At 69.5% G+C, this 25,116-nt stretch carries 16 protein-coding genes; 4 read left to right on the top strand and 12 right to left on the bottom strand.

Translation table 11 applies throughout. From position 1 onward, the window contains the following. Window positions 1-269: 269 nt before the first annotated feature. The 6 genes from I596_RS18600 to I596_RS16850 all read right to left on the bottom strand — a co-directional run bounded on the left by I596_RS18600 (window position 270) and on the right by I596_RS16850 (window position 3,339). Window positions 270-851 (bottom strand): hypothetical protein, encoded by a 582-nt coding sequence (locus I596_RS18600; protein ID WP_150132232.1) that lies wholly within the window; start codon window positions 849-851, stop codon window positions 270-272. Window positions 852-1,052: 201 nt separating this feature from the next. Continuing rightward, window positions 1,053-1,604 (bottom strand): hypothetical protein, encoded by a 552-nt coding sequence (locus I596_RS18595; protein ID WP_150132231.1) that lies wholly within the window; start codon window positions 1,602-1,604, stop codon window positions 1,053-1,055. 66 nt (window positions 1,605-1,670) lie between these two features. Then, window positions 1,671-2,150: a YybH family protein gene (locus I596_RS16865; protein WP_425478815.1), complete on the bottom strand. Its 480-nt coding sequence runs from the start codon at window positions 2,148-2,150 to the stop codon at window positions 1,671-1,673. Window positions 2,151-2,335: 185 nt separating this feature from the next. After that, window positions 2,336-2,659 carry a glycine zipper domain-containing protein gene (locus tag I596_RS19090; protein ID WP_223303861.1) on the bottom strand — a complete coding sequence of 108 codons (324 nt, stop codon included), beginning with the start codon at window positions 2,657-2,659 and terminating at the stop codon, window positions 2,336-2,338. 12 nt (window positions 2,660-2,671) lie between these two features. Continuing rightward, entirely contained in the window at window positions 2,672-3,046 is a 375-nt protein-coding gene (locus I596_RS16855) for an ammonium transporter (protein WP_067650633.1), read from the bottom strand. Beyond that, a complete protein-coding gene (locus tag I596_RS16850; RefSeq protein WP_067650630.1) occupies window positions 3,043-3,339 on the bottom strand; it encodes an autorepressor SdpR family transcription factor in 297 nt (98 codons plus the stop codon). The genes I596_RS16855 and I596_RS16850 overlap by 4 nt, the downstream gene beginning before the upstream one ends. Window positions 3,340-3,669: 330 nt before the next feature. Between I596_RS16850 and I596_RS16845 the strand changes: the two genes are divergently transcribed. Together I596_RS16845 and I596_RS16840 are read left to right on the top strand one after the other, a co-directional pair. After that, a complete protein-coding gene (locus tag I596_RS16845) occupies window positions 3,670-5,103 on the top strand; it encodes an MATE family efflux transporter (RefSeq protein ID WP_067650629.1) in 1,434 nt (477 codons plus the stop codon). A gap of 272 nt (window positions 5,104-5,375) precedes the next feature. Next, window positions 5,376-6,536, top strand: a complete 1,161-nt coding sequence (locus I596_RS16840) for an AAA family ATPase (protein WP_067650627.1) — start codon at window positions 5,376-5,378, stop codon at window positions 6,534-6,536. 400 nt (window positions 6,537-6,936) lie between these two features. Here I596_RS16840 and I596_RS16835 read toward each other — a convergent pair whose 3' ends face one another. Further along, window positions 6,937-8,004, bottom strand: coding sequence for a YeiH family protein (locus tag I596_RS16835; RefSeq protein ID WP_067650625.1), 1,068 nt, complete (start codon window positions 8,002-8,004; stop codon window positions 6,937-6,939). 109 nt (window positions 8,005-8,113) lie between these two features. On the opposite strand from I596_RS16835, the gene I596_RS16830 reads away from it, so the two are divergent. Together I596_RS16830 and I596_RS18835 are read left to right on the top strand one after the other, a co-directional pair. After that, entirely contained in the window at window positions 8,114-8,995 is an 882-nt protein-coding gene (locus I596_RS16830; protein ID WP_067650623.1) for a LysR family transcriptional regulator, read from the top strand. 154 nt (window positions 8,996-9,149) lie between these two features. Continuing rightward, window positions 9,150-9,977, top strand: a complete 828-nt coding sequence (locus I596_RS18835; protein ID WP_067650620.1) for a hypothetical protein — start codon at window positions 9,150-9,152, stop codon at window positions 9,975-9,977. Between the two features lie 39 nt (window positions 9,978-10,016). Here the strand turns inward: I596_RS18835 and I596_RS16820 are convergent, their stop codons facing one another. The 5 genes from I596_RS16820 to I596_RS16800 all read right to left on the bottom strand — a co-directional run bounded on the left by I596_RS16820 (window position 10,017) and on the right by I596_RS16800 (window position 24,650). Next, entirely contained in the window at window positions 10,017-12,008 is a 1,992-nt protein-coding gene (locus I596_RS16820) for a hypothetical protein (RefSeq protein ID WP_150132230.1), read from the bottom strand. Window positions 12,009-12,064: 56 nt separating this feature from the next. Beyond that, a complete protein-coding gene (locus I596_RS16815; RefSeq protein WP_067650613.1) occupies window positions 12,065-12,763 on the bottom strand; it encodes a hypothetical protein in 699 nt (232 codons plus the stop codon). A 165-nt stretch (window positions 12,764-12,928) separates the two neighbouring features. Continuing rightward, a complete protein-coding gene (locus I596_RS16810; protein WP_067650610.1) occupies window positions 12,929-15,283 on the bottom strand; it encodes a winged helix-turn-helix domain-containing protein in 2,355 nt (784 codons plus the stop codon). Between the two features lie 496 nt (window positions 15,284-15,779). Continuing rightward, window positions 15,780-17,936: an outer membrane protein assembly factor BamB family protein gene (locus I596_RS16805; RefSeq protein WP_067650607.1), complete on the bottom strand. Its 2,157-nt coding sequence runs from the start codon at window positions 17,934-17,936 to the stop codon at window positions 15,780-15,782. 399 nt (window positions 17,937-18,335) lie between these two features. Next, entirely contained in the window at window positions 18,336-24,650 is a 6,315-nt protein-coding gene (locus tag I596_RS16800; RefSeq protein ID WP_067650604.1) for a S8 family serine peptidase, read from the bottom strand. Window positions 24,651-25,116 lie beyond the last annotated feature (466 nt).

Genomic DNA, 25,116 nt, shown 5'->3' with positions numbered 1-25,116 from the left:
ACTACCCAATGTTGTCGGATACGGACAGTCGCTGTCGGCCTGGCTAGTTTCCCCTCTGGGGCAATGGCCCGCAACTTCTTGCTGCTCGCCGAGTAGCCAAACGAACAGCTGATACTCGTGAGATGCTTGAGCTTGTCAGGAGTATCAGGCGGCAGCCTGCTCACCCTTTGCCATGTCGCCCTTAGATGCAGCTGCCATCGCCACGAGGCTGGTCACCTTCGACTCGAGCGAGACATTTACTTCCATAGTTATATTATAAGAACATGATTTTATTGAGATAAATTATCAGGGGGTATTAGTTTCTTCAGCTCGGATTCGTAAACAAAACTTTCTTCTATGCGCACGGAGACTTCTTTACTGAGGCCAGCAATAGTCTTGTTTAGACCATTGCCATCCAAGATGTCGCCATCGAGCGAGCGATAAGATGGGCGAGTTCCACTTAAGGCCTGTTCCGACAGAAACTGGATGTGAAGTCGCTTAATTTGGATCTCAGCCGCAATTAAGTTTATTAGCGCAGTGATGGCCGCTACGCGAACAGATACTTGCGCGGCATCGGCTTGTGCTGCATGAGACTTCGAGGATTCCTGCAACGCCATTCGCGTATCTTGCAACTCTTCTTTTTGCAATAAGATAGAGTGCGTTAGCCAATAAAAAGCGAAATATGCAACTAATGGGTTAAGGATTCCGCCAACATAGTCTCCAAACTGCCCCCAAGCATCTGCGCTATTTGAAATATTGCCGCCATGGATGATCCAAAACCAGATCGTATAAAAGCTAAAAGTAAATACAATGGCAAGGACAACAATCAAGCGGGATTTTCTGACATTATTGTTCAGCGAGCTTAGGTCCATCCTTTCTCTTGTCATGTCGACCCTCTAGCCAATTTGTACCTATTCTCGTGATTTGCAGGCACAGGCCGCGCCGCCAGTAGCTTGTAGGTCTCGGCTTACACGACCTGAAGAATGCGTTCTCGATTCGCGGCAGTCACACTGCTAATTTATATTGATTTATTATATGGCCCGACTATTTCTTTTGGCGGAAACGGGGTGGGGTCACTTTGCTCGGTGGGAGCTCGCAAGGCGGGGATCATCGACTAAGGTGCGCTGTTGGGCTGTCCGGCGCATACGCCAAGCGGCATAGCCCAGACCTAAGCCGCAGAAGCCCGTTGCAGACCCCAGCCATGGAACCAGCCGATTGTCAGACTCCCAGGCGGCTGCGGACGCAGCGTACGTGCGGATCGCACGATCTCCAACGGTCAGTTCCCATACGTTATGGTACCGGTCATCTGAATATACTGGCCCGTGGGTTTTGCGCTCATAGCGGATGGAAACAACCCTATCGCCCGCTTGGTTCAGTGCATTCCGGACCGCACCCATCCCCTTGGCTTTGGATAAGTAGTCAAAGCGCTCGCTGATCCCCGCTAACCTGAAGCGGGTTCCATATTTGTATTCCTCTATCCAAGCCACCTTGCCAGTCGCTTCTAGCAATGTGTCTTCCGCTGCGATGCCAGCCTTGGGGTCTAGGTTCACGAGACAAATGGCTGCCATCACAAAACCAACCAACGAACAAAAGGCGAGGTATTGCCAGTTGTATTGCTTGTTCATCGGCAAGGTGGTCAAGTGGCTGAGCTAGGTCGAGAAAATCTGGGTCAGGGCAACTCTGGATCGGAATCAGTTTCCTGCCGCCGGGAGTTCGGCCGGCGAAGGTGTGCCCGGTGCGCTGCGCTGCCGCGGTGGCGCGTTCGCGTTATCCATGTCCGAGAAGATCAGCCACGGCTCGCCGGGCGCGCGGCGCAGGGTGAGGGTGAACTTTCCCGTGTCGCCGGGCCCGTCGCCGTAGCCGTATGCGCCGATGATGTAGCCGGTCGTTTCTCCGGCGGAGAACGCGAGCGCGCGCAGCCGCAGAGAACCGCCGCTGTTGCCTTCATAGGCGGTCCGGATGGCGGAGCGTCCGCGGATCGGCGGACGGTTGCTCTGCAGCACGAACCCATCCTCGGCAAACAGCGCGGCGAGGGCTGCCGCGTTGCCCGCGCGCCATGCGCGCTCGTAGTCGCGAAGCACGCGGTCCAGGTCAGCGGGTAACGCGACGCCGGGGACCTCTGCGGACGGGACCGGTTCCGGGGCACTCTGTCCAAGGAGCGGTCCCGCCATCAGCATGGCGCCGAGGGCGACGATAACGAGGATGGGACGATTCACTACCATCTAGTCGATTCCTCTCAAGCTCGTGGACCTTCACCGGGGATTTCCCGCGCAGGATCGTACCGCCGACGATCAGCCCGGGAACAGTGTGCCAGCCGGCCGAGAGCGTGCGCGGGTAGCAGGCCGGGCGAGCGGAGCTACCGTTCCTTCTTGCGCCTTGCATGCGATACAGCATCGATCGCCGCACCGAACGCGGCGCCCAACGCCGTGCCGAGCGCAAGCTGGTCAAAGGCCGCGCCGAGTGCCACGCCGATGGCGATGCCGACAGCGATCCCGGCGCCGGCAAGAGGCTTCTTTTCCTGAGTCTTGTCATCGGATGCAGTCATGTTCACGCTCCCATGAATGTGCCTGCTGGCACGTGAAATACCTGACGTTTGAGCGAGGCCGCACTGCGAGGTGGCATTGGTTCGAATCAATGACCACGTGGTTTCGCTCGCAGCGGTGAAGTTGTCCGGCTGCATGACCATCCGGAACTAGGAGGCCTTTGCCTTGGCCCGCAGCGACAGGCAGTAGCCCAGCGTCACGGCTATCCCTGCCATGACCGCGCTGCATCCGCCCGCTACCGCGAGTTGAATCGGGGCGAACAGCCACAGCCCGGCATAGACGAGGCCACTCAGCGTCATGGTCCAGCCTCCTACGCGCGCAGCCTGACGAGCCCGTGAGCTCGGCACGATCCGCTTGGGCATCCGGTTGCCGAACCAGGCGACCATCAGTCCCGTGGCGCCCATGACCATCCGCGTGACCGTGTCGGCATCGATATAGCCGAGCTTGCGCGCGAAACTCGCGCCGAGCGCCAGAACGAGAATGCCACCGCCCCAGGCGAGGTCCGAGAGCAGCTCCCTGTTCATCGTGCAGTCTCCTTCTTGAGCTTCGGCGCCTGCGTGCCCAGGCCGAACGAATGGACGAAGCCCAGCAAGGCTTCTTCGAGCACCGAGAGCTTGAGGTGATAGATGACGGACTTGCCGGCCTTCTCGGCATGCACCAGGTCGGCTTCTTTCAGCACCGCGAAATGCGCCGACATCGTCGGCTTGGAGACGTCGAACTGGTCGCTGAGCTCGCCGGCGCTCATCGGCCCGTCGCGTAGCAGCTGCAGCACCCGCCGGCGGGTAGGGTCGGAAAGGGCTCTGAAGACCTGGCTCATGGTGCGATAGTTAGCTAATCATCGAAATGTGTCAAGTGACAACCCTCTTCGGACGGAGCGTGTTCTGGACAGAGCTGAGGCTGGGCTGGTATCTGTCGCGCTGCCTTGTCGGCCGCCCGCGACCAGCTTAGCCGTCCGAGGCGATCTGGGAGCGGGCGGCAACGCGGAGTGCTCCGCGGCGAATGTTTGGCGCCGGTACCGTCGAAAGCGTGACCCTGCTCCTGTGCCCTGTCGATTCCGCGCCCTGCCGAACGTCGTGGCGGCGTCACCCCCGATTTTCCGCCCGGCGCCGTACCCTGCGTCGGGGCGCCCGAAGCCCAGGAGCAAGCAATGACCCCTGAAACACCGGCATCCGGTTCCGCCACCGCCGCCCACCCGCCGCACTCGCTGTGGCGCGAACTGCGCGACGCGGTCCGCGGTACCGACGCCGACTACACCCGCATCCCGCTGCGCCGCGCGGTGTTCCTGCTGGCCGTGCCGATGGTGCTGGAGCTGGTGCTGGAGTCGACCTTCGCGGTGGTCGACATCTTCTTCGTCTCCAAGCTCGGCCCCTCGGCCGTCGCCACGGTCGGCCTGACCGAGAGCTACCTGTTCCTGCTCTATGCGGTGGCGATGGGCCTGGCGATGGCGGTGACCGCGGTGGTGGCGCGGCGCATCGGCGAGGGCAAGCGCGAGGAGGCGGCGATCACGGCGGTGCAGGCGATCTTCGTCGCCCTGCTGGTGTCGGTGCTGCCGGCGCTGGTCGGCATCTTCTACGCGCAGGACCTGCTGCGGCTGATGGGCGCCGACGCCTGGGCGATCGAGCACGGCTACCGCTACACGCAATGGATGCTCGGCAGCAACGCGGTGATCGTGCTGCTGTTCGTGATCAACGCGATCTTCCGCGGTGCCGGCGACGCGGCGATCGCGATGCGGGTGCTGTGGCTGTCCAACGGCCTCAACATCCTGCTGTGCCCGCTGTTGATCTTCGGCTTCGGCCCGGTGCCGGCGCTGGGCATCGAAGGCGCAGCGATCGCTACCACCATCGGTCGTGGCTGCGGCGTGCTGTACCAGCTCTGGATGCTGTTCCACAGCGGCAAGCACATCCGCGTGAGCCTCGCGCAGCTGGTCTGGCGCGGTGCAGCGTTGTGGAACATCGTGCGCACCTCGCTCGGCGGCATCGGCCAGATGATCGTGGCGATGACGGCGTGGATCTTCCTGATGCGCATCCTCGCCGAGATCGGCAGCACGGCAGTGGCCGGCGCGACCATCGCGATCCGCCTCATGATGTTCACGATGATGCCGGCCTGGGGCATGTCCAATGCGGCCGCGACCCTGGTGGGACAGAACCTGGGCGCCGGCCACGCCGATCGTGCCGAGGCGTCGGTGTGGCGCATCGGCTGGTACAACATGGCCTACCTGATCGGCGTGTCGGTGCTGTTCTTCGCGTTCCCGCAGCCGCTGGTCGCGTTCTTCAGCAGCGACCCGGAGGTGGTCAAGGTCGGCGCGGAATGGCTGCGCATCCTGTCGTACGCGCTATGGGTCTACGGCTGGTGGATGGTGACGGTGCAGGCGTTCAACGGCGCCGGCGACACGATCACGCCGACCAAGATCAATGTGGTGTTCTTCTGGCTGATCCAGATTCCGCTGTGCTACCTGCTGGCGATCCACTTCGGCTGGAAGGAGCTGGGCGTGTTCTGGGGCGTGTTCGTGTCCGAGACCTCGGTCGGCCTGTTCACGCTGTGGCTGTTCACGCGCGGGCGGTGGAAGCAGGCGAAGGTCTGAAGGGCGGGGAATCGAGAACAGGGGAGCGCGCTCGGGGGTAGCGTCGTCTTGTCGCCCGGGAAAACTCGACGCTCCTCTGATTTGCACCTAGGCGAGCGTAGACGCACGCGGTGGGTGCGGGTACAACCGCGGCTGAAGGGGGCCGCGGTGCGCCCTGTCCGCTTGCCGGGCCGCGTCTCGAATCGTTGTCATCGTGCCAGGCCGGCGTCGCGGCGCAACCGGTGAGACGCGCGCCGCGCAGGCTGGCCCGCCCATCTCGTGGTTCATCGCCAATGCTCACTACGCTCGCCGTCGCCAACTACCGATCCCTGCGCGACCTGGTGCTGCCGATGGGGCGCTTGAACGTCGTCACCGGCGCCAATGGCAGTGGCAAGTCGAACCTGTACCGCGCGCTGAGGCTGTTGTCCGAAACCGCGCAGGGCGGGGTGGTGCCGGCGCTCGCACGTGAAGGCGGGCTTCAGTCGACGCTGTGGGCCGGGCCGGAGACGATCAGTGCGCGCATGCGCCGCGGCGAAGTGCCGATCCAGGGCGGTCCGCGCACCGCGCCGGTGTCGTTGCGACTGGGTTTCGCAGGTGACGACTACGGCTACGCGATCGACCTGGGCCTGCCCGAGCCGAGCCTGTCGCGTTTCGCCCACGATCCGCAGATCAAGCGCGAGGTGATCTGGAGCGGGCCGTTCCTGCGCCAGTCGAACGTGCTGTTGGACCGGCGCGGACCGATGGCGCGGGTGCGTGCGGGCCGCGGCTGGCGGGTGGCGGCCGAGCACGTGAGCCTGTTCGAGAGCGTGTTCGCCCAGCTCGCCGACCCGCAGGCCGCGCCGGAAGTGTTGAGCCTGCGCGAGACCATCCGCGGTTGGCGGTTCTACGATCATTTCCGTAGCGACCTGCAAGCGCCGGCGCGCCAGCCGCAGCTGGGCACGCGCACGCCGGTGCTCAGCCACGACGGCCGTGATCTGGCCGCGGCGTGGCAGACCATCGTCGAGATCGGCGATGCGCGTGCGCTGGCGGCGGCGGTCGACGATGCCTTTCCCGGAACGCGCGTGGCGGTGGTCGGTGACGGCGACCGCTTCGCGCTGGAGTTCTCCCAGCACGGATTGCTGCGGCCGTTGTCGGCGGCGGAATTGTCCGACGGCACGCTGCGCTATCTGTTGTGGATCGCCGCCTTGCACACGCCGCGCCCGCCGCCACTGATGGTGCTCAACGAACCCGAGACCAGCCTGCATCCGGACCTGCTGCCGGCGCTGGCACGGCTGATCGCGCATGGGGCGCGCAGCACGCAGGTCTGGGTGGTGTCGCATGCCTCGCGCTTGATCGCGGCCCTGGAGGCGCAAGCCGATTGCAACAGCATCCATCTGGAGAAGCAGTTCAGCCAGACCGGGATCGTGGGTCAGGGGATGTTGGATGCGCCGGCGTGGTATTGGCCGGAGCGGTAGCCAGGTGCGGTGGTGGAGAGCGACGGTCGATCATGACGCCCCTGCAAGGTCGATGCCCGCCTTTGAAGACGGGGCGGACCAGGACGTTGACGTGTGGCGGCGGCCGATTGCCCTGCAGCACGAGCCCAGCGGGGTGGAGCAGCGGCGTCGCTTGCGCGCCTGCGCGTTCGCAGCCGCGGAGCACGCGATCGAGTTCGGGCGGCGGCGCGACACCAGGCATCCCGTTCGACGTGGCGGGCTACGGGATGTGTTGCCCGGGCAGCGGCCTTGCCGTCGGTGCCAGATTGAAGGTGACGCAAGAGCGGATCGATCTACGACCTTCCCGGCGACGCCTCATCCAACGAGCAGGTCTGCGTTGGATCCGGCGGGCAACCGTGTGGAACCGGTACGGGGTCTTCGCTCAGCCCAGCAGCCCCCACACCGCCGCATTGATCGCCAGCCCGCCGACGATCAGCCACGCGAACAGCGTGCCGGCCAGCGCCAGTGGACGCAGGCCGGCACGGCGGATCGCGGCTATGCGCGTGCTGGCGCCGAGGGCGGCCATTGCGGTGGCCAGGATGATCGCGTCGAGTTCGACGCCGATCGAGACCGCGCGCCCGGGCAGCACGCCGAGCGAATGGATGCCGGCGACGGCGATGAAGCCGAGCGCGAACCACGGCACGTGCAGCCGGGCGGGGCTGGCGCCGGCGGCCGGCTCCGGGGCCTTGCGCGCAAGCCAGGCGGAGAGCAGCAGCAGGAACGGCGCCAGCATCATCACGCGGACCATCTTGGTGACCACGGCGACGTCGGCGGCCTGCTCGCCGACTGCGCGGCCGGCGACGACCACCTGGGCCACCTCGTGCACGGTGGAGCCGGCATACACGCCGTAGTGCAGCGGCGAGACATCGGCGCCTAGCGAGCCGGCCAGTGTGTACAGCAGCGGATACAGGAACATCGCCACCGTGCCGAACACCACCACCGTGGCGACTGCGACGGCGACCTGCTCGTCGCGTGCGCGCGCGACGGGTGCGGTCGCCATCACCGCGGCGGCGCCGCAGATCGCGCCGCCGGCGCCGACCAGCATCGACGTCGTCGGGTCCAGGCCGAACAGGCGTGGCCCCAGCCGCCAGGCCAGCGCGAACGTGCTGGCCAGCGCCAGTGCGTCGATCAGCACGCCGGCGACGCCGATGGCCGCCACGTCGTGGAAGCTGATGCGCAGGCCGTACAGCACGATGCCCAGGCGCAGGAGCGTCTGCTTGGCATACGCCAGCCCGGATGCGGAGGCGCCCAGCCAGCGCGCCGGGGCAAGGTTGCCCACCGCCATGCCGATGACGATGGCCAGCGTCAGCGCGCCGATGCCGTGACCCTGCAGCCAGGGATGGCCGGCGGCGAGGGTGGCGGCCGCGGCGATCGCGGCGGCGAGGGCAAGCCCGGGCAGGCGCGCCAGCCAGGGGTGGCGGGCGGGGAGGGCGGGAACGACGGAGGACATGGGTGCGCGAGCGGTTGGACGTAGCGGGCGCGCACTCTGGCAGCTTGCCTCATATCCATAAAACGGATTCTTCTAATAGAATCTATGTACTTTATCGATAGATGGCGGTATGCGGCTGACCTTGCGTCAATTGCAGATCTTCCGTGCGGTGGCCGAGACCGGCAGCACCGTGGCGGCGGCGGACCGCGTGGCGCTGTCGCAGTCGGCGACCAGCGTCGCGCTGGCCGAGCTGGAGCGCGCGCTCGATGCGCGGCTGTTCGATCGCATCGGCCGCCGCCTGCTGCTGAACGATCGCGGCCGGGCTCTGCTGCCGGCGGCGGTGGCGCTGCTGGACGATGCGCGCGACATCGAGGCCGCGTTCGGCGGGGCCGGCCGGCCCGACCTGCGCCTGGCGGCCAGCACCACGATCGGCAACTACGTGCTGCCGGGCCTGCTCGCCGGCTTTCGGGCGCAGTGGCCCGAGGCGCGGCTGGGCCTGCGCGTGGGCAATACGCTGGAGGTGGTCAACGCCGTGACCGCGTTCGAGGTGGACCTGGGCTTCATCGAAGGGCCCTGCCGTGCCGACGCGGTGACGGTGATCCCGTGGCGCCAGGACGAGCTGGTGGTGGTCGCGGCACCGACCCATCCGCTGGCGCGCAGCGCGGCGCAGGGGCGCCTGCCGCTGCGTCGCCTGCGCGAGGTGCGCTGGCTGCTGCGCGAACCGGGCTCCGGCACGCGCGAGGCGGTCGAACAGGCGCTGCTGCCGCACCTCGACCACCTGCCGGCCGACATGACGCTGGGCAGCTCCGAGGCGATCAAGTACGCGGTCGCCGAAGGGCTGGGCGTCAGCTGCCTCTCGCGCAGCGTCGTGCGCGATCTGCTGGATCTGGGCCGGCTGGTGGTGTTGCCGACGACGTTGCCGCGGCTGAGCCGGCCGTTCTCGTTCGTCCACCACGAGAAGAAGCGCCTGTCCGAGGCGCTGCAGGCCTTCCTCGCGCACTGCATCGGTTGAGCGCCCGGCCGCGCAGGACGCCGGCGGCTCCCGAGCCGCCCCGTTCGCATCGACATCCGGGACGCCTCGCGCCGGCCTGAGCCGATCGGCCGCCGTTCTGCGCAGAGAGACCGACGGCGCCGAGCGCGGCGCGCCCCGTATGAGGACCGGTCCGATGATGATGGCGTGCTCGTTCGCTTCCACCCGCTACCCCGGCACGACCCGCCGCCGGCCGGTTCGGTCCGGCCGGCGCCAGGGTGTCGCGCTGGCGCTGCTGGTCGCGACCCTCTGCGGCAGCGGCACCGCCGCGACAGCCGCGCAGCCCGCGGTGCCGGAACGCTGGACGCTGGGGATCCCACTCGGCGGCGTGCCGCTGATGGCCGCTACCGAGTGTCCGCGGTCGCTGTTCCGCGACGCGTTCGAGCGCGGCACGCTGGCGCAGCCGGGCGGCGCCGGCTCGCCGATGGCGTATGTGACGCGCGCCGGCTACACGATCAAGATCGACCACCACACGATCACGGTGACCGATCCGTTCGGCTTCAACACGGTTGAGCACTGGGGCGACCCGCACGAAAACCTCAACGGCAAGCACATCAAGGACTGGGGCGGCGAGCCCGAATGGGACGGCTCCCGGCGTTCGGTACTGCTGGACGGCGGTGCCAAGCTGACGATGCATGCGGTCGGTCCGCAGGGGCTGGTCCTCGAAACCGCGATCTACGACGGCGACCGCAACCTGCGGTTCGCCAACACGACCAATACGGTGGTCCATCACGGCCAGGACGCGGCCGACACCGCGGCGCGCGATGCGGCCGAGTACGACGGCGAGACCGCCTCGTTCGCGACCGATCCGCTGACCGTGATCGCGATCTACCGCAACGTCTACAACGAGGACCCGGCGTTCCAGCGCGTCGAGGGCGAACGCATGCTCGGCTCGACCGGCGGCTGCGCGAATCCGAACCAGGTCAACGACTACTACGACGACCCGCGGCTGGGGCATACCTGAGCGCGCGGCCTGCGCCGCGCGCCCAGGACGGGTTGCGCCTCAGCGGGTGCGGCCGACGACCAGGTTGTCGAACACGCCCCAGGCGTGGTCGCCGTCGGGCAGCGGCACCGGCGCGGTGACGGTCAGGCTGCGGATCGGCCGCGTCGCGACGAAGCCGCGGAAGTCGCGCTGGCTGGTCGCGGTGAACGTCTCGACGGTGCCGTCGTCCAGCGTCAACACGATCGGCGTGGGCAGCTGCAGGTTCTCCTCGATGCTGGCCGAGACGAAGAACGACTGGCCCCAGAAGTTGCCGCCGAGCGCGGTCACCGGCGCGCCGGTGAAGGTGATCGTCAGCGAACTGTCCTCGCCGGGACCCATCGGCGCGAGCATGCCGGCACCGGCGAACAGGAACAGGTTGCCGAAGAAACCCGCCGGCGCGCCGATGACGGTATAGGTGAAGCCGCCGTCGCCGAACGCCAGCGGGCCGTGGACGTAGCCGCTGCGCAGGCCGGTGAAGGCATTGCGGTGCGCGCCGGGCGCGACCTCGGCCAGGAAGGCGTCGGCATCGTCGTACGTGCGCAGCGCGCCGCCGCAGAGGCCGTCGCCGCTGTCGTCGAAACCGTTCGCGAACACGCGGTCGGCGGCGACGCAGGCCTCGGCCGTCACCGTCAGGTGCAGCGGGATCGACCGTACCGTGCCGGTATCGCTGCCGGTCACGCACAGCAGGGCGTCGTGGTCGCCGGGGGCCAGGCCGCCGCTGTCGATCGTCAGCGTGGCCGCGGCACGCGCGCCACCGGCGACCTGGCCGGCGGCCTCGTCCACCTGCAGCCAGGCCGGCGTGCCGGGTGCCGCGCAGTCGGCGGTGGCGGCCGCCACCGCGTAGTCGAGCAGGCCGCCGCCGGCATTGCCGATCGCGAGCGGCTCGGTGCGCTGCGTGCCGGCACTGACCGTCACGGCCAGGCGTGTCGGCAGCGCCGCCTGCGGGACCGTCGGCGCCAGGCGGATGTCGTCGATCCACCAGCCGTTCGGTGCCTCGGGCGTGCCGGCGCAATCGGTGCCGAGGCGCCAGCGCAGTTGCACGCTGCGGCCAGCCGCCGCCGGTGGCAGGACTGCCGCGACCGCCCCGAAGCGGCCGTGCGCGCCGCTCCAGGCCGACCGCCCGGCCAACGGGTTGGCGTTGCCGGCGCAGGCGGCCGGCGTGGCGAGCACGCCGTCGTAGCCGCCGGTGGTGAACTGCCCGCCGGCGGCGAGGATGTCCTGGAACGCGCCGCCGTCGATGGCGATCTCCAGCACGCCGCCGTCGGCGCCCGCATCGGTCGCCAGGCGCTGGCGGAACTGGATCTCGCCGCCGTCGGCCGGCACCGCGATCGGCGCCGTGGTCAGCGCCGACTCGCCGCGCGCCGCCGGGGCCGGCGCATGGACAGCGTTGGGCGCGGTGTCGACCAGCGCCGCCTGCGTGACCCACGGCACGCCGGCACCGGTCGCCGCGGTGGCCCAGCCGCCGGGCAGCGCCGGTGCGGCGAGGTCGTCGAAATGCCAGCGCAGCGCGGCCGTCGCGTCGTCGGCGAAATTGAGGGTGACGCTCGCCTCGTTCGGCCCGCCGCCGGTGCCGTCGCCGAGCAGGTGGACGGTCAGCGGCAGGTCGCCGACATAGTCGGCCGGCACGTCGACGTCGACGATCACCACCTGCAGTTCGCCCGGTGCCGGTGAGCCGGACAGGCTGCCGCAGCCGGCCGGGTCCGGATAGCCGCGCTGGTACCAGCCGCCTTCGCGCGTGCCCATGCCGAGCACCAGGACGTCCACGTCGCTGCACCAGGTGAAGGTGTTGCGCTCGCGCACGGCCGAGAGCGTGACGCCCTCGGGCACGCTGAAGTAGGTCGCGTCGGCACCGCCGAAGGCCTCGGAGATCACGCGCAGGTCGATCACGTAGCTGTTGGTGCGGCCACGCGCGTAGGTGGTCGGTTCGGCGGTGGCGGTAACGGCGATGTCGGCCCAGGCCGGCGCGGCGGCGAGCGCCGCCAGGAGCATTGCGGCGGCCAGGGATCGGCGCATGCGGGAGCCCTCCGGGGCTGCGTGGACTGCGGTGGGGCAGCAGACAGGGCGGGCGTTCATTGCGCGCTCCCGAAGACCAGGTTGTCGAGCGTCGGCCAGCGGTCCGGCGTGGTGCCGGCGGGCGGGTCGGTGAGGTCCGGCGCCTCGATCAGCAGGTAGGCGATCGGCACGCCGGTGCTGACGAAGCCGCGGAACGTGTCCGGGTCGGCACCGTCGATGATCGCGGTAGCGCCGAGCGTGCCGTCCTGCAGGATCACGTCGATGCCGATCGTGCCGTCGGTCGGCCGCAGCGAGAAGTCCGACGGCCAGACGTTGCCGCCGATCGCGGTGATCGGCCGGTCGTCGAGCGTGGTCCAGATCATGATCGGCTCGTCCACCTGGTCGATCGAGACGAAGCCCGGGCCGTTGTAGAGGCCGTGATGGGTGCCGACCGGCGTGAACACGTAGAGATTGAACCCCGCGTCGGTGTAGTGCAGCGGCGGGCTATGGCCCGGGACGAGCTCGTCGAAGTCCTTCTCGATACGGTCGGGGCCGACCGCGGCGAGGAACGCCGCCCGATCGGTGTAGACGGTCACGTCGCTGCCGCGGCGGTCGAACGCGTCGGCGAAGACCGGATCGGTGGCGGCTGGCCGGGGTGCGCTGGTGCTGCCGGGCGCGCCGGAACGGGTCGTCGGGGCGCCGAGGGCCGGCGCTGCGGTGATCGCCAGCGCGATCAGGGCCGTGCTCGATAGGGGAACTGCGGATCGTCGTTTCATGGGATCGTCATGCGCTCACGAGGGAAGGCCGGCGGGGCGGACGTGGAGACGGCAGGGTTCGCCGGTACCGCGCACACTGTGATGACCGCCGTTCGCGCCGGTCCATTCCAGCGGCCTTACGACCGCCTTACGAACGTCTTCGCGCCGTGGAAGGGGCCTTTCCGATCAAGGACGTAAAGCGGCCGGCGCTGCTGTCAGCCCGGCCGGCAGGCGGCGTTCGCCGGCGACGCGGCGGGCGGCATCGAGCGCCGCCTGCCAGGCCGGCACCGCGCCCAGCGCGTGCGCCACGCGCAGCCGGACCACGGCGCTGCCGTAGTCCTCCTCGGCCCAGGTGCCGACCCGGCCGGCCAGCTCGGCGGCCTCGCTGGTGCGGCCGGCAGCGAGCAGGAACGGGACGTAGGACGCGACGACCTCGGCGATCGTCACCGGCAGGCCGATCGCGTCGGCCTGCGCCAGCGCCTGCCGGTAGGCCGCATCGGCTGCGTCGCCCTGGCCCCGGCGGGCGGCGCGCTCGGCCTCGGCCAGGCGCCGATACGGACCGGCATGGCGCGTGCCGGCATCGTCGCCGGCCGTGGCCGGCGTCGGCGTCGGCGGGCCGTCCTCGTGCAGTGTCCGCTCGCGCACCAGTGCCGCGCGGGCGCGCAGCACGTCGTCGCCGCCGCCGGGCAGCGGCCCGGTCGGCAGCTCGGCCGCATCGCGGCGCGCGTCGTCGCTGCGCGCCTCGGCGAGGGCCAGCTCGACCTCCAGCAGGCGCAGGCGCTCGGCGTCGCGTGACAGCGCCAGGTAGTCCTGGGTGCCGGTCGCGAGTGCGTCGAGCAGTTCGCGCGTCTCGCGCAGGCGCCCCACCGCGAACAGGCTGCGCGCGCGCTGCAACGTCAGCACGCGCCTGAGCAGCGGGTCGTTGCCGGGCGCGGAGGCGGTCCAGGCGCGTTCGTTGGTGGCCAGGGCCGCGCGGATGTCCAGCAGGTCGAGCTGGATGTCCTGCAAGCCGATCAGTGCGCTGCGCAACGGCCGCCGCGCGCCGAAGGCCTCGAACGACCGGGCCGCGCGCTCGAAGCGCGGCCCCGCTTCGGCAAACGCGCCACGGCCGGCATCCAGGACCGCCCAGCTCAGGTCCACGCGGGCGACGCCGAGCGCATCGCCGCTCTGGTCGAGCAGGACGCGCGCCCGGCCCAGGTCCGCCGCGCCGCCGCCGGCATCGCCACGCATCGACGCGGTGATGCCACGGCCCAGATAAGCCTCGCCGAGCGTGTGCGGAAAGGTGGCGGCACCCGGCACGGCCAGGGCGGCGTCGAAGTCCGCGCGGGCCTCGCCAGCCTGGTCCAGCGGGATGCGCGCGGCGCCACGCGTGATCAGGATGCGCATGCGCAGGTAGGGATCGTCGGCGCCGGAGGCCGCATCGAGCAGTGCCGAGGCCTGGTCGATGGCGGCCTCGAAGTGGCCGAGCCGGGCCTCCACGCGTGCCGACAGCAGGCCGGCTTCCGGATCGTCCCGCAGCGACGGCGGTGCCGCATCCAGCAGCGCGCGGGCGCGCGGCGCATCGTCTTCGAGCAGTGCCGTGCGGGCCTGCTGCAGCAGGCCGACGAGAACGCCGTCCAGGCCGCGATCGGGCAGCGCACGCCCCAGCGCCGTCAGCAACCGGTCGCTGGCCTGCTGCAGGGCCGTCATCAGGTCCGTGTCGGTCGCGCCGGTCCGCAGCGGCGGCACGCTCGCCAGCGCCGCCGTCAGCGTCACCGTCCACGCCGTCCCCTGTCGCACGGCCACACCGGAGACGACGGCGTCGATGCCCTCGCTGCGCAGACGTGCGTCCTGGGCCGCCGCATCGGCGCCGGCGGAGGCCAGCAGGCCGAGCGTGCCTTCCGCGGGCTGCACCGCCAGGCCGGCGCGGCCGAGGCGGTCGGCCAGCAGATCCATGCCGCCGAGCCGGACCCAGGCCAGGCCTTCGACGGGCTCGACCGCGAACGGCAGCACCGCCCATCGCTGCGCCGGCGCGGTTTGGGCCGGTGTGCCGGCGGAAGTGACCGGCGCGACCGGTGTCCGGGTGGCATACCAGAGGATGCCCGCTGCCAGGGCTACCGCGATCGCAATCGCGGCGAGCCGCATGGCGCGGCCGAAGCGCGCCGGGACGGCCCCGACCTTCGTCGGCATGCCGGCTGCGTGACCGGCGGCGGACGCGGGTGTGGACGTGGCCGTCGGGGCCGGCTCCGGCACCGTGGTTGCCGGGGGCGCGTCCGCGGCCGACGAGTCCGCTACCTGTGTCGGCGCCACCCAGCGATAGCCGAAGCCGACGATCGTACGGATACAGCGCTGCTGCTCGGCATCGTCGCCGACCGCCCGGCGTGCGCGCAGCACCAGCTGGAACAGCTGCGTCTCCGACACGTTGTCGCGGCGCCAGGCCGCCGCGATCAGCTCCGCGCGCGATACCGCGCGCTCGCGCTGCTCGACCAGGTAGCACAGGCAGGCGAACACGCGCGGCGCGAGGTCGACGAGCACGTCCTCGCGCCACAGCTCACGGCGCACGGGGTCGAGTCGGAATGCGCCAAAGCGGTAGACGGGGGCGGACATCCGCGCACTATGGGATATCGTTCGAGGGAGTCAATGGTGATTCCACCCAACCAGTGCATTTTCTCCGGGGTCCGGCACCTCGCTTGCCACGCCGTCGAACCATCCGCGAACAGCCGTTCGCCCGGCGCATAGTCTCGCGCCAACCGGATCGCGGCGCGGTCATTTCCGAAGTACGGGTCGTGCCCCGCGGAGCTGGCTTCGGTCGAAGCGGGGCACTGTATGTACGTGCTGCTTCGTATGAGAGCACAGGGCAGCCGAAGCGCCTGCATTTGCGATAGCCCATCTCGTGCAGAACCCGGGCATGGCACCGAATTTGGAACGAGCCGAGGTCAGTGGAGCCGATCATGTGCGCGTCGGCCTACGTGGGCGAATCGATGGCGCTTCGCCAGGATATGGATCGCGTCGGCCTCATTCCGCCCGCGATCGTGCAGACTCGTCGTCCGGGCGGGGCTCAGGGAGCGGCCTCGAAGTTGCCGCTGAAAATGGCGTCGGTCAACACCAGCCGGTACCGATACGTCGTCACCTCGGTCGTCGCGGCAATGTGCCACGCACCGCCTCCTTGATAGGCGGCACCAACCTGCGTATTTGCGTCGAACGCCCCCAGCCCTGCGCTTCGTGTCCTCAGCGTGCCGGTACGGCCGTCGATCAGCATCAGCGTGTCATCAGCGGCCGCCAGCACGCTTCCTGCGTCGCCCGCGAGCGCCTGAACCGCATGAAAGGATGCATCGAACGTGAAGCTGCGCAACGTGGTACGAGTCGAGGCATCGAGAAAGCGCATTTGGCCCGTTTGCGTGAAGACGAGGATTTCTGGCCCACCGACGCCATCGGCCACGTAGGCCGCACCGTCGTTGGGCATGGCCAGCTCCCATGAAACGCTGCTCGCCGACCGGCCGAAGCCGTACAGGCCTCCATCGGTAGCCACGACGAAAGTGTCCTCGGCGTGCGAGGTACCCGGCAGCACGAAAACGCTCTTGACGAGGGCATAGGGCCCGCCGAACCCTTCTGACGTCCAAAGCGGATTGCCGTCACTCGCGGACAGCACGCGAAGCCTCGGCCAGTTCGGGCTCCAATTGCGTATGCCCTCGGCGACCAGCAAGGCGTCGTTGCCGTCCTGGGCCCAATCGTACGTCGTTGCCGCTCGAATCGGTCCGAACACGTCTGCAGGCGTTCCTCCGACCTGCAGCGTAGGGGACATATCGGAAGGGTCGAGTACCACGATTCGCCCGATGTCGCCTACGTGAAACTCGTTGCGAGCACCCGCCAGCACGATCCTGGGACGTGCGTCGTTCGCCCTGCGGGCCAGGGCGATGGTGCGTGTGATGATGCGGAATGGATCCTCCAAGGTGCCGGCATCGGCCGGTGAAAGCCAGCCCTCGGTGCCGGTCACGAAATCGAGCTTCGCGATGCTGCCGGGACGGGTGCTATCGGGACCGGCGACCAGAACGTCCTCACGCCCGTCACCATCGGCGTCACCTACGGCCGCAGCCGTATAGCGCCTTCCGTTCGGGATGAACTGCCACCTTGTCGTGCCTGTGGCGATATCCGCAACGGCCAGCGCCGGCGCTGTGGAGTAGTGGTTGATGGCAGAGAAAATGATCTCGGTCTGCCCGTCACCATCGATGTCGGTGGCTGCCAATGCGGAGATGGGTGCCCCATTCGAGATGCGGAAGCGCTCCGTTTGTGTCGCCAGGTCGAATGCGATGACCGTCGATGCGCTGCCTCCGGTCAGAATCACGTCCGAACCCTCCACCTCGTCCACTGCCATGGCCATCGAGGAGATCGGCTCCGATAACACCTGTCGCCAAACAGGGCCCCAGGGCATCGCCCCATAGACGTCGAACCCGGTGAACTCGAAGAACGGAGCCGTTGCCCAGACCTGCGCGCCGCTCGCTCCCGGCGGCATCACCGCAATGCGGTGTCCGAATGCGGTCGGAGACTGCCAATCCGTCGCGAATGTCGCTCCATCCAGGACCGCGCCTGAGTAAAGGCCGCCGACAATGATCTCGAGTGCGGGATCGGCGTCAAGTTGCGCCAGGGCCAAGTCGTTGTTGTCGGCGGTAGCGATCTCGTGAATCAGTGTGCCCGCACCGACCGTATAGATTCGTATCCCAGCTGCATTCAGAACGACCAATTCGTCATTGCCGTCGACATCGATGTCGCCGATAGCCGCAGCCAGAATGCCTGCCTGAGTATCGAAGCGGCGCACTTCGACCATCGGCCACTGACCATAGATGCGAACAGTGCCGTTCTGACCGACCGTGACGATTCGCGGTGCGCCATCTTCGGACCAGGCCAATACGCGTGCAAAGCCACTTGCGCTGGGCGTATCCACGCCGTCATAAGGGACGACAAGGTCCTGCTTCAAACCGATCGCCCCATTCGTGTCCACGCCGGCGACGAGCAGAAGCGGGTTGCCCTGCAGAGCGGAGAACACGACATCCGTGATGCCGTCTCCGTCCACGTCAGCCAGAGCAAGCCGTCCCGCACCGGCGGCGTTGAAAGTGTCGATCCGGTGACCGACCTCTAAGAAATGCGCGAGGTCCTGTGCAGAGGGCGCAGTGGTTGCGAGCGCCAGGAACAGGAGTTGGAAGCTGATGGCAGGTTTCATGGTGGCACCGGAGAAGGGTGGCCGGAACGGGGTGTCAGAATAGCCGGGAGGCACCAAGATGAGAAACGCTGAAACCCTGGGGCATCGCGCGGTGTCGGCGGGCCAGCCGGCCGGAGATGGCGGTCCCCTCTCATCGCTGCTCGCGCGCGGTCAATTTCATCGCTGAGAACGCTCGTGCCGTTCATGAGCACCTCGCGCCATAGTGCGCGTGCGGCTTTTTTGCGTGTGATGACTCGTTGCGGGATCGCATGGCTTGGTCTCAGTGCGTTCGCGCGTCGCGATCACGCATGACCAGGCATTCGTTCCGTGCCGGCGGCATCCTTGCCGCCGGCTTCGTCGAAACACCAGGGTGCGTGGCGCACCGCTTCGGAAGCGCCCCGTTCGTGGGCGTCGCCGGCTTCAGGGGCCGCCCGCACCCTCGAACCCATCCGCGAACACCCGCTCGTCCGCCGCGTAGTCCAGCATCAGGCGCAGCGTCGCCCGGTCGTTGGCGGCATTCGGGTCGTCCTGTGCGGCCTGCACCTTCAAGACCGCCTCGACCGGGCCCGGCCCTGCGTCGGTGCCGATGCCGGCGTCGATCTCGAGCATCGCCGCGAACGCGTTCACCGGCAACGTCGCGCCGATGAGCGCGCAGCGGACCTCGCCACCCTGCGGCGCGCACGTCCAGTCACCGCTGCCCCGCGGCACGCCGTCGATCCAGCGGCCGGAAAGGAAGACCAGTTCCGGCGGCAGCGTGACCGTGACCGCGACCTCTTCGGCCGCGTCGGGGCCGAAGTTGCCGACCGTGGCCAGCAGGTGGACGCGGCCGCCGATGGCGGCGCGGCTGGGCAGGGCCATGCCGCCGATGCCGAGGTCGGCGGTACCGCCGGTGCAGCCGGCGCAGCGCAGGTCCAGCGTCAGTGGCAACGCCGGCAGCGGCACATCGAGGTTGCTGGTGATCCGCACGGCCGCGGTATAGGTGCCGGTGTCGGTGAGATCGGCGGTATCCAGGCGCACCGCGAAGCTCGCGCTGCCGCCGGCGGGTACCGTCAGCCGTGCCGGCGCGACCGAGGCCCAGCCGCCGCCATAGCCGTTCTCGCTGTTGGCGATCAGGTTGATCCACAACTCGACGGCATCGGGCACGCCGTCGCCATCGAGGTCGGCGCTGTGGCTGCCGTCGTTGAAGCCCTTCAGCACAGTGCGGCCGTCGTTGCCGATCAGCAGGGCCGCTTCGCCGGCCGCGGGCCCGGCGGGTGTGTAGCCGGCGATCGCGATCGCGCCGGGGGCCGCGGTGAAGCGGTAGCCGTTGATCGCATAGATGCCGCTGGCGGGTGCCAGCAGTGCGGGCACGGTCTGCGGCCGGGTGAAGACGCCGTGCGCCGGTTCCCACCAGTGGATCGGTGCCGGCGGGTTGTAGACGGTCGTGAAGCTGGCGACGCCGAGGCGCGGCCACAGCGGTGAGGCATCGATGCCGTTGGAGTGCATGACCAGCTTGCCGCCGGCGCGCACATGCGCATGGAGTGCGGAGACGGCACCGGGGCTGATCGGCATCGTTTCGTGCCCGACCAGCACCAGGTCCCAGCCGCCGCCGGCCAGTGCCGAGACGAAGCCGGCGAAGTCGCCGTCGTAGTGGGCGGTGTAGCCCCAGCCGAGGGCCTGCAGCGCGCGATCGAGGTAGGTGGCCGGTGCGCGATGGACGATATCGTCGGCATAGACCAGGACGCGTGGCGCACCGGTCAGCGGCTGGTCCGGCGTCCAGCGGTAGGCGCCGGGATACAGGCGTGCGGCCGGATCGCCGTCGGGCGGCGGCGTGCCCAGTGCGTCGCGGTAGAGCCATTCGCCGTGGCCTGCCGCTTCGTTGGCAGCGGCATTCCGCTGTGGGGCGGTGAAGCTGCCGACCGCCAGGTCCAGCTCGACAGGTACCGTGCCCGCGTTGGTCACGGTAACGGTGCGGGTCGCTGCCGCGCCGATCGGCAGGGATTCGTCGATCGCTGCGGGGGTATAGCTGACGTCGGCGTACTGGCGCAGCAACGCGAAGTCCGCGGTCAAGGTGGCACCGCCCGTGATCGTGACATCCGTGCGCGCGTCGAGGTAGCCGGGCGCCGAGACCTGGACGGCATACGGCCCCGGTGGCAGGTCGATCGCGTAGTCGCTGCCGACCGCGCCGGTGGACACGCCACCGCTCGCCGTCACGCGGACGCTGGCGGTCACTGCGCCGCCGCTTTCGGCATCGGTGACCGTGCCGGCGAGCCGGCCACAGGTGGCGCACACCAGCTGCAGCGTCACCGGCAGTGGCGCCACCGGATCAGCCGCGTTGCTCAGGAAGCGCAGCTCGGCCGTGTAGGTTCCGGGCTGCCGGAATTCGCGCGCGTCGAAGCTGACCGCGATGACGGTCGAGGCGCCGGGCGCGAGGGTCCGCTCGTCGCCTTCGACGGTGATCCAGGCCGTTTCGGCGAAGCAGGCCTCGGCAGGACGGTAGCGGTTGGCTGCCAGGAAGCCGAGCCCGGCGTCGACGCCGCCGACGGCCCAGACCTCGCCGCCGGTGAACGCCTGCGTGCAGTAGCCGCCACCCAGCGCGGTCAGCGGCGCCAGCGGAGGCGCCAGGTCCGTCCAGCCGCCGATCGGCCAGGCGGCATGGTCGAGCACCTCGACCTGGCCCGACGCTTCGTACAGATCGCCGCCGCTGGCATCGCCGCCGATCGCATGAAGCCGGGTGCCGGTCGCGGCCAGCGCGAAGTCGGCGCGTGCGGAGGTGAACGCCGGGCCGGTTTCCCATTGCCCGGTCACGAGGTCGTAGCGCTGCGTGCGGTCGACGTTGGCCGCCGGCGAGCCGACGCCCCAGCCGCCGACCACATAGAGATGGCGGCCGACCTGCGCGTAGCCGGATGCGACGGTGCCGACCGGCATCGGCGTGCCGGTGCTCCAGGTGCCGGCCTGGATGTCGAAGACGTCGACGGCGTGGCTGACGTTGCCGAAGGCGAAGCCCGGCGCGCCGCCGGCGACATGGATGCGGCCGTCGTAGGCGCCGATCGCCGCGCCCCACAGGCCGCGCGGCAGGGCCGGACCGGCGGCCCAGGCATCGGCGGTGATATCGTAGACCAGAAAGCGGTCGGTGCCGTCGCCACCGGCCGCGTAGAGGTAGCCGTCGTGGCAGGTCAGTGCGATGCCCTCGCCACCGCCGACGCTGCTCGGCAGCGGCGCCAGTGTCGTCCAGGTGTCGCTCGCCGCGTCATAGCGGCGCACGGCACGGCTGTACTGGCCGCTCTCGATACCGCCGACGACGTAGTAGCGATCCGGGTCGCCGGGGCACTGCGCATGGCCGTAGCGTGCCAGGCCCGCTGGCAGGGGCGCCGCCGCGGTCCAGCCGCCGGCCGCCACGGCCGGCATGCTCGAATCCCTGCGCAGCGAAGCCGGTCCGTGCGCCGCGGGTGGACTGAAGGCGGCGGTGTCGACCGGTTGCGTACGTGGTGTGCGGCGCGGCCCCTCGGCATTGCCGACGCGGGCGCGGAACGTCAGCGGCACCGTGCCGGTGTTGGCGACGGTGACCGGCAGCTGGACCTGGTCGCCGATGGCCAGCGACTGCGTGATCGTGCCGGGACTGTAGGCGAGCAGGGGCTCCTGGCGCACCAGGGCGAAGTCGGCGGCAACCGCACCGCCGTCGGGGATGGTGAGCGTGCGGCTCTGCGCGAAGTAGCCGGGCGCACTGACGGTGGCGGTATAGGTGCCGGCGGGAAGATCGATCGCGTAGTCGCTGCCGATGCCTTCGAAGGCGGTCTGGCCGTCGTCCAGCCGGACCGACGCGCCCGTCACCGGGAAGCCCCGGCGGGCATCGGTCACGCGGCCGGCGGCGTGGCCACAGGTGGCGCAGCCGATCTGCATCGTCAACGGGACCGGCGCGGGTCCCTGGGCGAACGCGCCGACCAGGTTCAAAGTCGCGGTGTAGGGGCCGGGTGGCGCCACGATCGTCGCGTCCAGCCGCAGCTCGACCTGCACGGTGCCGCCGGCCGGAACGCTGCCCGCATGCGGATCAGCACTCACCCAGGGACCGGCGCCGTCGTTCTCGAACGCCAGCACGCCGACCTGCACATCCTCCGGGAAGGCGCCGACCGGTGCGCTGGCACCGGTCGCCGTGTCGATCACGCGCAACTGGCCGCCATTGCCGTAGGCCGCCCAGAACAGCAGGCCGCTCGCATGGTGGAAGGCGATGCTCTGGGCGTAGTTCGCGTCGATGCCGAGCGAACCGATGCGGGTCGCCTCGGCGGTCGTGGGGTCCAGCGTGTAGAGGCTGTCGGTGACGATGTCGATCGCATAGAGCGTGCCGTCGGGCGCGAACGCGATGTCGATGATCAGCGGCGCGGCCCGCGTGCTGCCGATTCGCGTCGGCACGGCAGTGGCCGGGTCGATCGTGTACAGCGTGGACTCGGTGCCGTTCGGCCCCATGCCGGTAGCCACCGCGTAGAGCCGGCCGTCCGGCGTGCTGGAAAGGCCGGTCCAGTTGCCGAGCGGCGTGGCCACACCGATGGCGGCGTGCGCGCCCGTGGCGACATCGACGGTGCGCAGCACGTTGTCGTAGTGGTCGAGCGTGTAGAGCCGCGTGAAGTCGCGGCCACGGAAATCGCCGGTGTACGGCGCGCCGCTCAGGGCGGCGACGACGTTCCACCGATCGGGCCGGTCGACGTCGGGGATCTGCACCAGCCGTTGCTGCGGATAGACGTTCAGCGCGAAGGCGCGCGCGCCGGTCAGCGGCCAGGCGTACACCGCCTCGGTGGCTGCGGCCGCGGGGCGGGTGCCGGGCAGCGGCGCGCCGGCCGACGGCGCCTCGCCGGACGGGGCGAGCGTGCCGGTGAAGCGCGGGATCGACACGCCACGTAGCGGCGCGGCGCCGTGGCCGTCGATGCGGATCGCGAACTCGGCCGGTGCGGGACCCGGGTTGGTCAGCGTGAGACGCCGCGTGAACACGGTGCCCGGTGCGACGGTCTGTTCGATCGATGCCGGGCTGGCCACCAGCTGCGCGCCATCGAGGACGAAGTCGAGCGTGGTCGTGCCGTCGGCGGTCACCGCCGTGCCGGTGACGGTCTGCGGCGCGTAGCCGGTGCGTGCGGCGGTGGCCGCGTACACGCCGGCGACGGGCGTCAGCCGGTAGGCCCCGGCCGCGTCGGTGCGCACGACGAAGGGGCCGACCGTGACCGACGCGTCGGCGAGCGGCATGCCCGAACCGGCGTCGGCGACCGTGCCCTGCAGGGTGCCGGTGGCGCCTCCGAGGGCGATGGCGGCCTGTACCGCGGCCAGCGCGTCGAGCGTGCCGTGACCCCAGTCGTTGTTCGGCCCGTCGGTATAGTCGCCGCCGCAGTTGGAACCGGTCTGGCCGGTCAGCGGCACGGCGGTGGCGTAGATCAGCTGTTCGGTCAGGGCGACGTCGCCGCGCAACGCCGGGTTCGCCTGCCACATCAGGCCGACCGTCGCGCTGACGTGCGGGCCGGCCATGCTGGTGCCGCTCCAGCGCGCATAGGTGTCGCCCGGGACCGCCGAGCGGATTGCTTCGCCGGGCGCCATGATGCCGGGCTTGTACGCACCGGGCTGCAGGGTCGAGGGGCCGCGGCTGCTGCGAGCCGTCAGCAGGCCCGGTATGCCGGCGCCCAGGCCGACCGAGCCGGTGGTGAGCACGTCCGGATAGTCACCGGGCGAGCCCAGCGTGCGGCAGCCGGGTCCTTCGTTGCCGGCCGAGACCTCGACCAGGATGCCGGCCGCCCGTAGCGCGGTGACGGCCTGGCGGAACACCGGACGGTTGCCGCCGATGTAACCCCAGGAGTTGTTGACGACGTCCGGCGCCAGCTCCGGCCGCGGATCGTCGCCGGCCAGGTTCCACGGTGCCAGCATGAACTCGAAGCAGGTCAGGAAGCTGAGGTCGTTGCCCTGGCCTGCGTCGGTCATGTTCTTGCAGTGGATCGTGCGGGCCCGCGGCGCAACGCCGATGCGATGGATGCCGCGGTCGTCGCCGACCAGGGTGCCGGTGGTATGGGTGCCGTGACCGTGACCATCGCCGGGTGCGGCCGGATACTGGCCGGTCGCATCCCACCAGTGATGATTGTGATCCGCGCGGATACCGTCCCAGCCGCGATACTGGTTGATGATCGCCGGATGGTCCCACTGCAGGCCGGTGTCGCTGCCGCCGATCACGAGACCGTCGCCTTCGACGCCCAGCGCCCAGGCCTGGTCGGCCCGGATGAAGCGCAGGCTCGATTCGATCGCCTGCGAGGTTGCAGCCGGTTCGTCGTCGCCGGGCTCCGGCGGGTCGAGCCGGATGCTGCGGTTCGGCACGATCGCCGCCACGTCCGGCCGGGCGGCCAGTCGCTCGACCAGCGGGCGGTCGCCCTGCGCCACGTAGATCGCATTGGCGATGTAGAACGATCGGTAGCCGATGCCGTCGGCATCGAGCTCGGCCCGCACGGTGCGCTGTGTCGCGTCGGCGTGCTGCCGGAGCGTGTCGAGCACGAAACGTCCCTTGGCCGCCTTGCCCTGGCGCTGGTCGGCCGAAGCCAGGCCGGCCGGCTCGGCCAGGACGACGAAGAAGTCGGTCGGCTCATCCCGGCCGAGCGTTTCGGCCAGCTGCGGGTCGATGGTGGCAGCGGCCGTGAGGGCCGGTCCTCCGCCGAGGGCGGCCAGCGCGGCCAGCAGGCACCTCGGCAGCCATCCGTGCCTTCGGCCGGCACGTGTGTTCCAGTTCGAATCGTTCATGCGAAATCCCAGGCGTGGAGAAAGAGCAGGCGCTGCGCCGGACCCGTCCCGCGTCGCGGGGCATGGATGCGCGACGGATCGCGGCGCAGCGACTGGCTTGATGCCCGCCGCCCGCCTGGGGCTCATGTCGGTTGGCTTAGCGACTGCTTTGAAAGGCCTGAACGTCCGATCTGAACGCGGGATGTGCAGGTTCCGGCGCACGCCTGCGTCGATCGCAGGGCACCGGCGCCGGTTGCTGCGCGCGGACGGGCGACGCAACGAACCGTGGCAGCGGGGGTGGATGCGGGCCGCCGGCCGGCGACGCGCTGCGTCAGTGCGGCTGCGGGCGCGCTGGTGGTGCACCGCGATGGCGGCCATGTGGCCGCCGGTTGCGCGATGCCGGCCATCGCGCGGGCACGGTTCCAACCCCGGCGTGCGCGGGACGTGCGGCGGGTCAGCTTGGTCGAGCGCTGCCGCGGAGCGCGGC

Origin of the sequence: Dokdonella koreensis DS-123 (assembly GCF_001632775.1) — a bacterium.
GTDB classification, from domain to species: Bacteria; Pseudomonadota; Gammaproteobacteria; order Xanthomonadales; family Rhodanobacteraceae; genus Dokdonella; species Dokdonella koreensis.
Note: the sequence above shows the minus strand (reverse complement) of the source record. Positions and strands in the feature narration are given on the sequence as shown.

What these genes read in the sequence shown, in the direction of transcription:
- I596_RS16830 (WP_067650623.1), top strand. Translation starts at nt 8,114, where the DNA reads ATGCGGCTGACCTTGCGTCAATTGCAGATCTTCCGTGCGGTGGCCGAG.
- I596_RS16805 (WP_067650607.1), bottom strand. Translation starts at nt 17,936, where the DNA reads ATGAAACCTGCCATCAGCTTCCAACTCCTGTTCCTGGCGCTCGCAACC.
- I596_RS16800 (WP_067650604.1), bottom strand. Translation starts at nt 24,650, where the DNA reads ATGAACGATTCGAACTGGAACACACGTGCCGGCCGAAGGCACGGATGG.
- I596_RS16840 (WP_067650627.1), top strand. Translation starts at nt 5,376, where the DNA reads ATGCTCACTACGCTCGCCGTCGCCAACTACCGATCCCTGCGCGACCTG.
- I596_RS18600 (WP_150132232.1), bottom strand. Translation starts at nt 851, where the DNA reads ATGGACCTAAGCTCGCTGAACAATAATGTCAGAAAATCCCGCTTGATT.
- I596_RS16820 (WP_150132230.1), bottom strand. Translation starts at nt 12,008, where the DNA reads ATGCGCCGATCCCTGGCCGCCGCAATGCTCCTGGCGGCGCTCGCCGCC.
- I596_RS16835 (WP_067650625.1), bottom strand. Translation starts at nt 8,004, where the DNA reads ATGTCCTCCGTCGTTCCCGCCCTCCCCGCCCGCCACCCCTGGCTGGCG.
- I596_RS16855 (WP_067650633.1), bottom strand. Translation starts at nt 3,046, where the DNA reads ATGAACAGGGAGCTGCTCTCGGACCTCGCCTGGGGCGGTGGCATTCTC.
- I596_RS18595 (WP_150132231.1), bottom strand. Translation starts at nt 1,604, where the DNA reads ATGAACAAGCAATACAACTGGCAATACCTCGCCTTTTGTTCGTTGGTT.
- I596_RS18835 (WP_067650620.1), top strand. Translation starts at nt 9,150, where the DNA reads ATGATGATGGCGTGCTCGTTCGCTTCCACCCGCTACCCCGGCACGACC.
- I596_RS19090 (WP_223303861.1), bottom strand. Translation starts at nt 2,659, where the DNA reads ATGCAGCCGGACAACTTCACCGCTGCGAGCGAAACCACGTGGTCATTG.
- I596_RS16815 (WP_067650613.1), bottom strand. Translation starts at nt 12,763, where the DNA reads ATGAAACGACGATCCGCAGTTCCCCTATCGAGCACGGCCCTGATCGCG.
- I596_RS16865 (WP_425478815.1), bottom strand. Translation starts at nt 2,150, where the DNA reads ATGGCGGGACCGCTCCTTGGACAGAGTGCCCCGGAACCGGTCCCGTCC.
- I596_RS16850 (WP_067650630.1), bottom strand. Translation starts at nt 3,339, where the DNA reads ATGAGCCAGGTCTTCAGAGCCCTTTCCGACCCTACCCGCCGGCGGGTG.
- I596_RS16845 (WP_067650629.1), top strand. Translation starts at nt 3,670, where the DNA reads ATGACCCCTGAAACACCGGCATCCGGTTCCGCCACCGCCGCCCACCCG.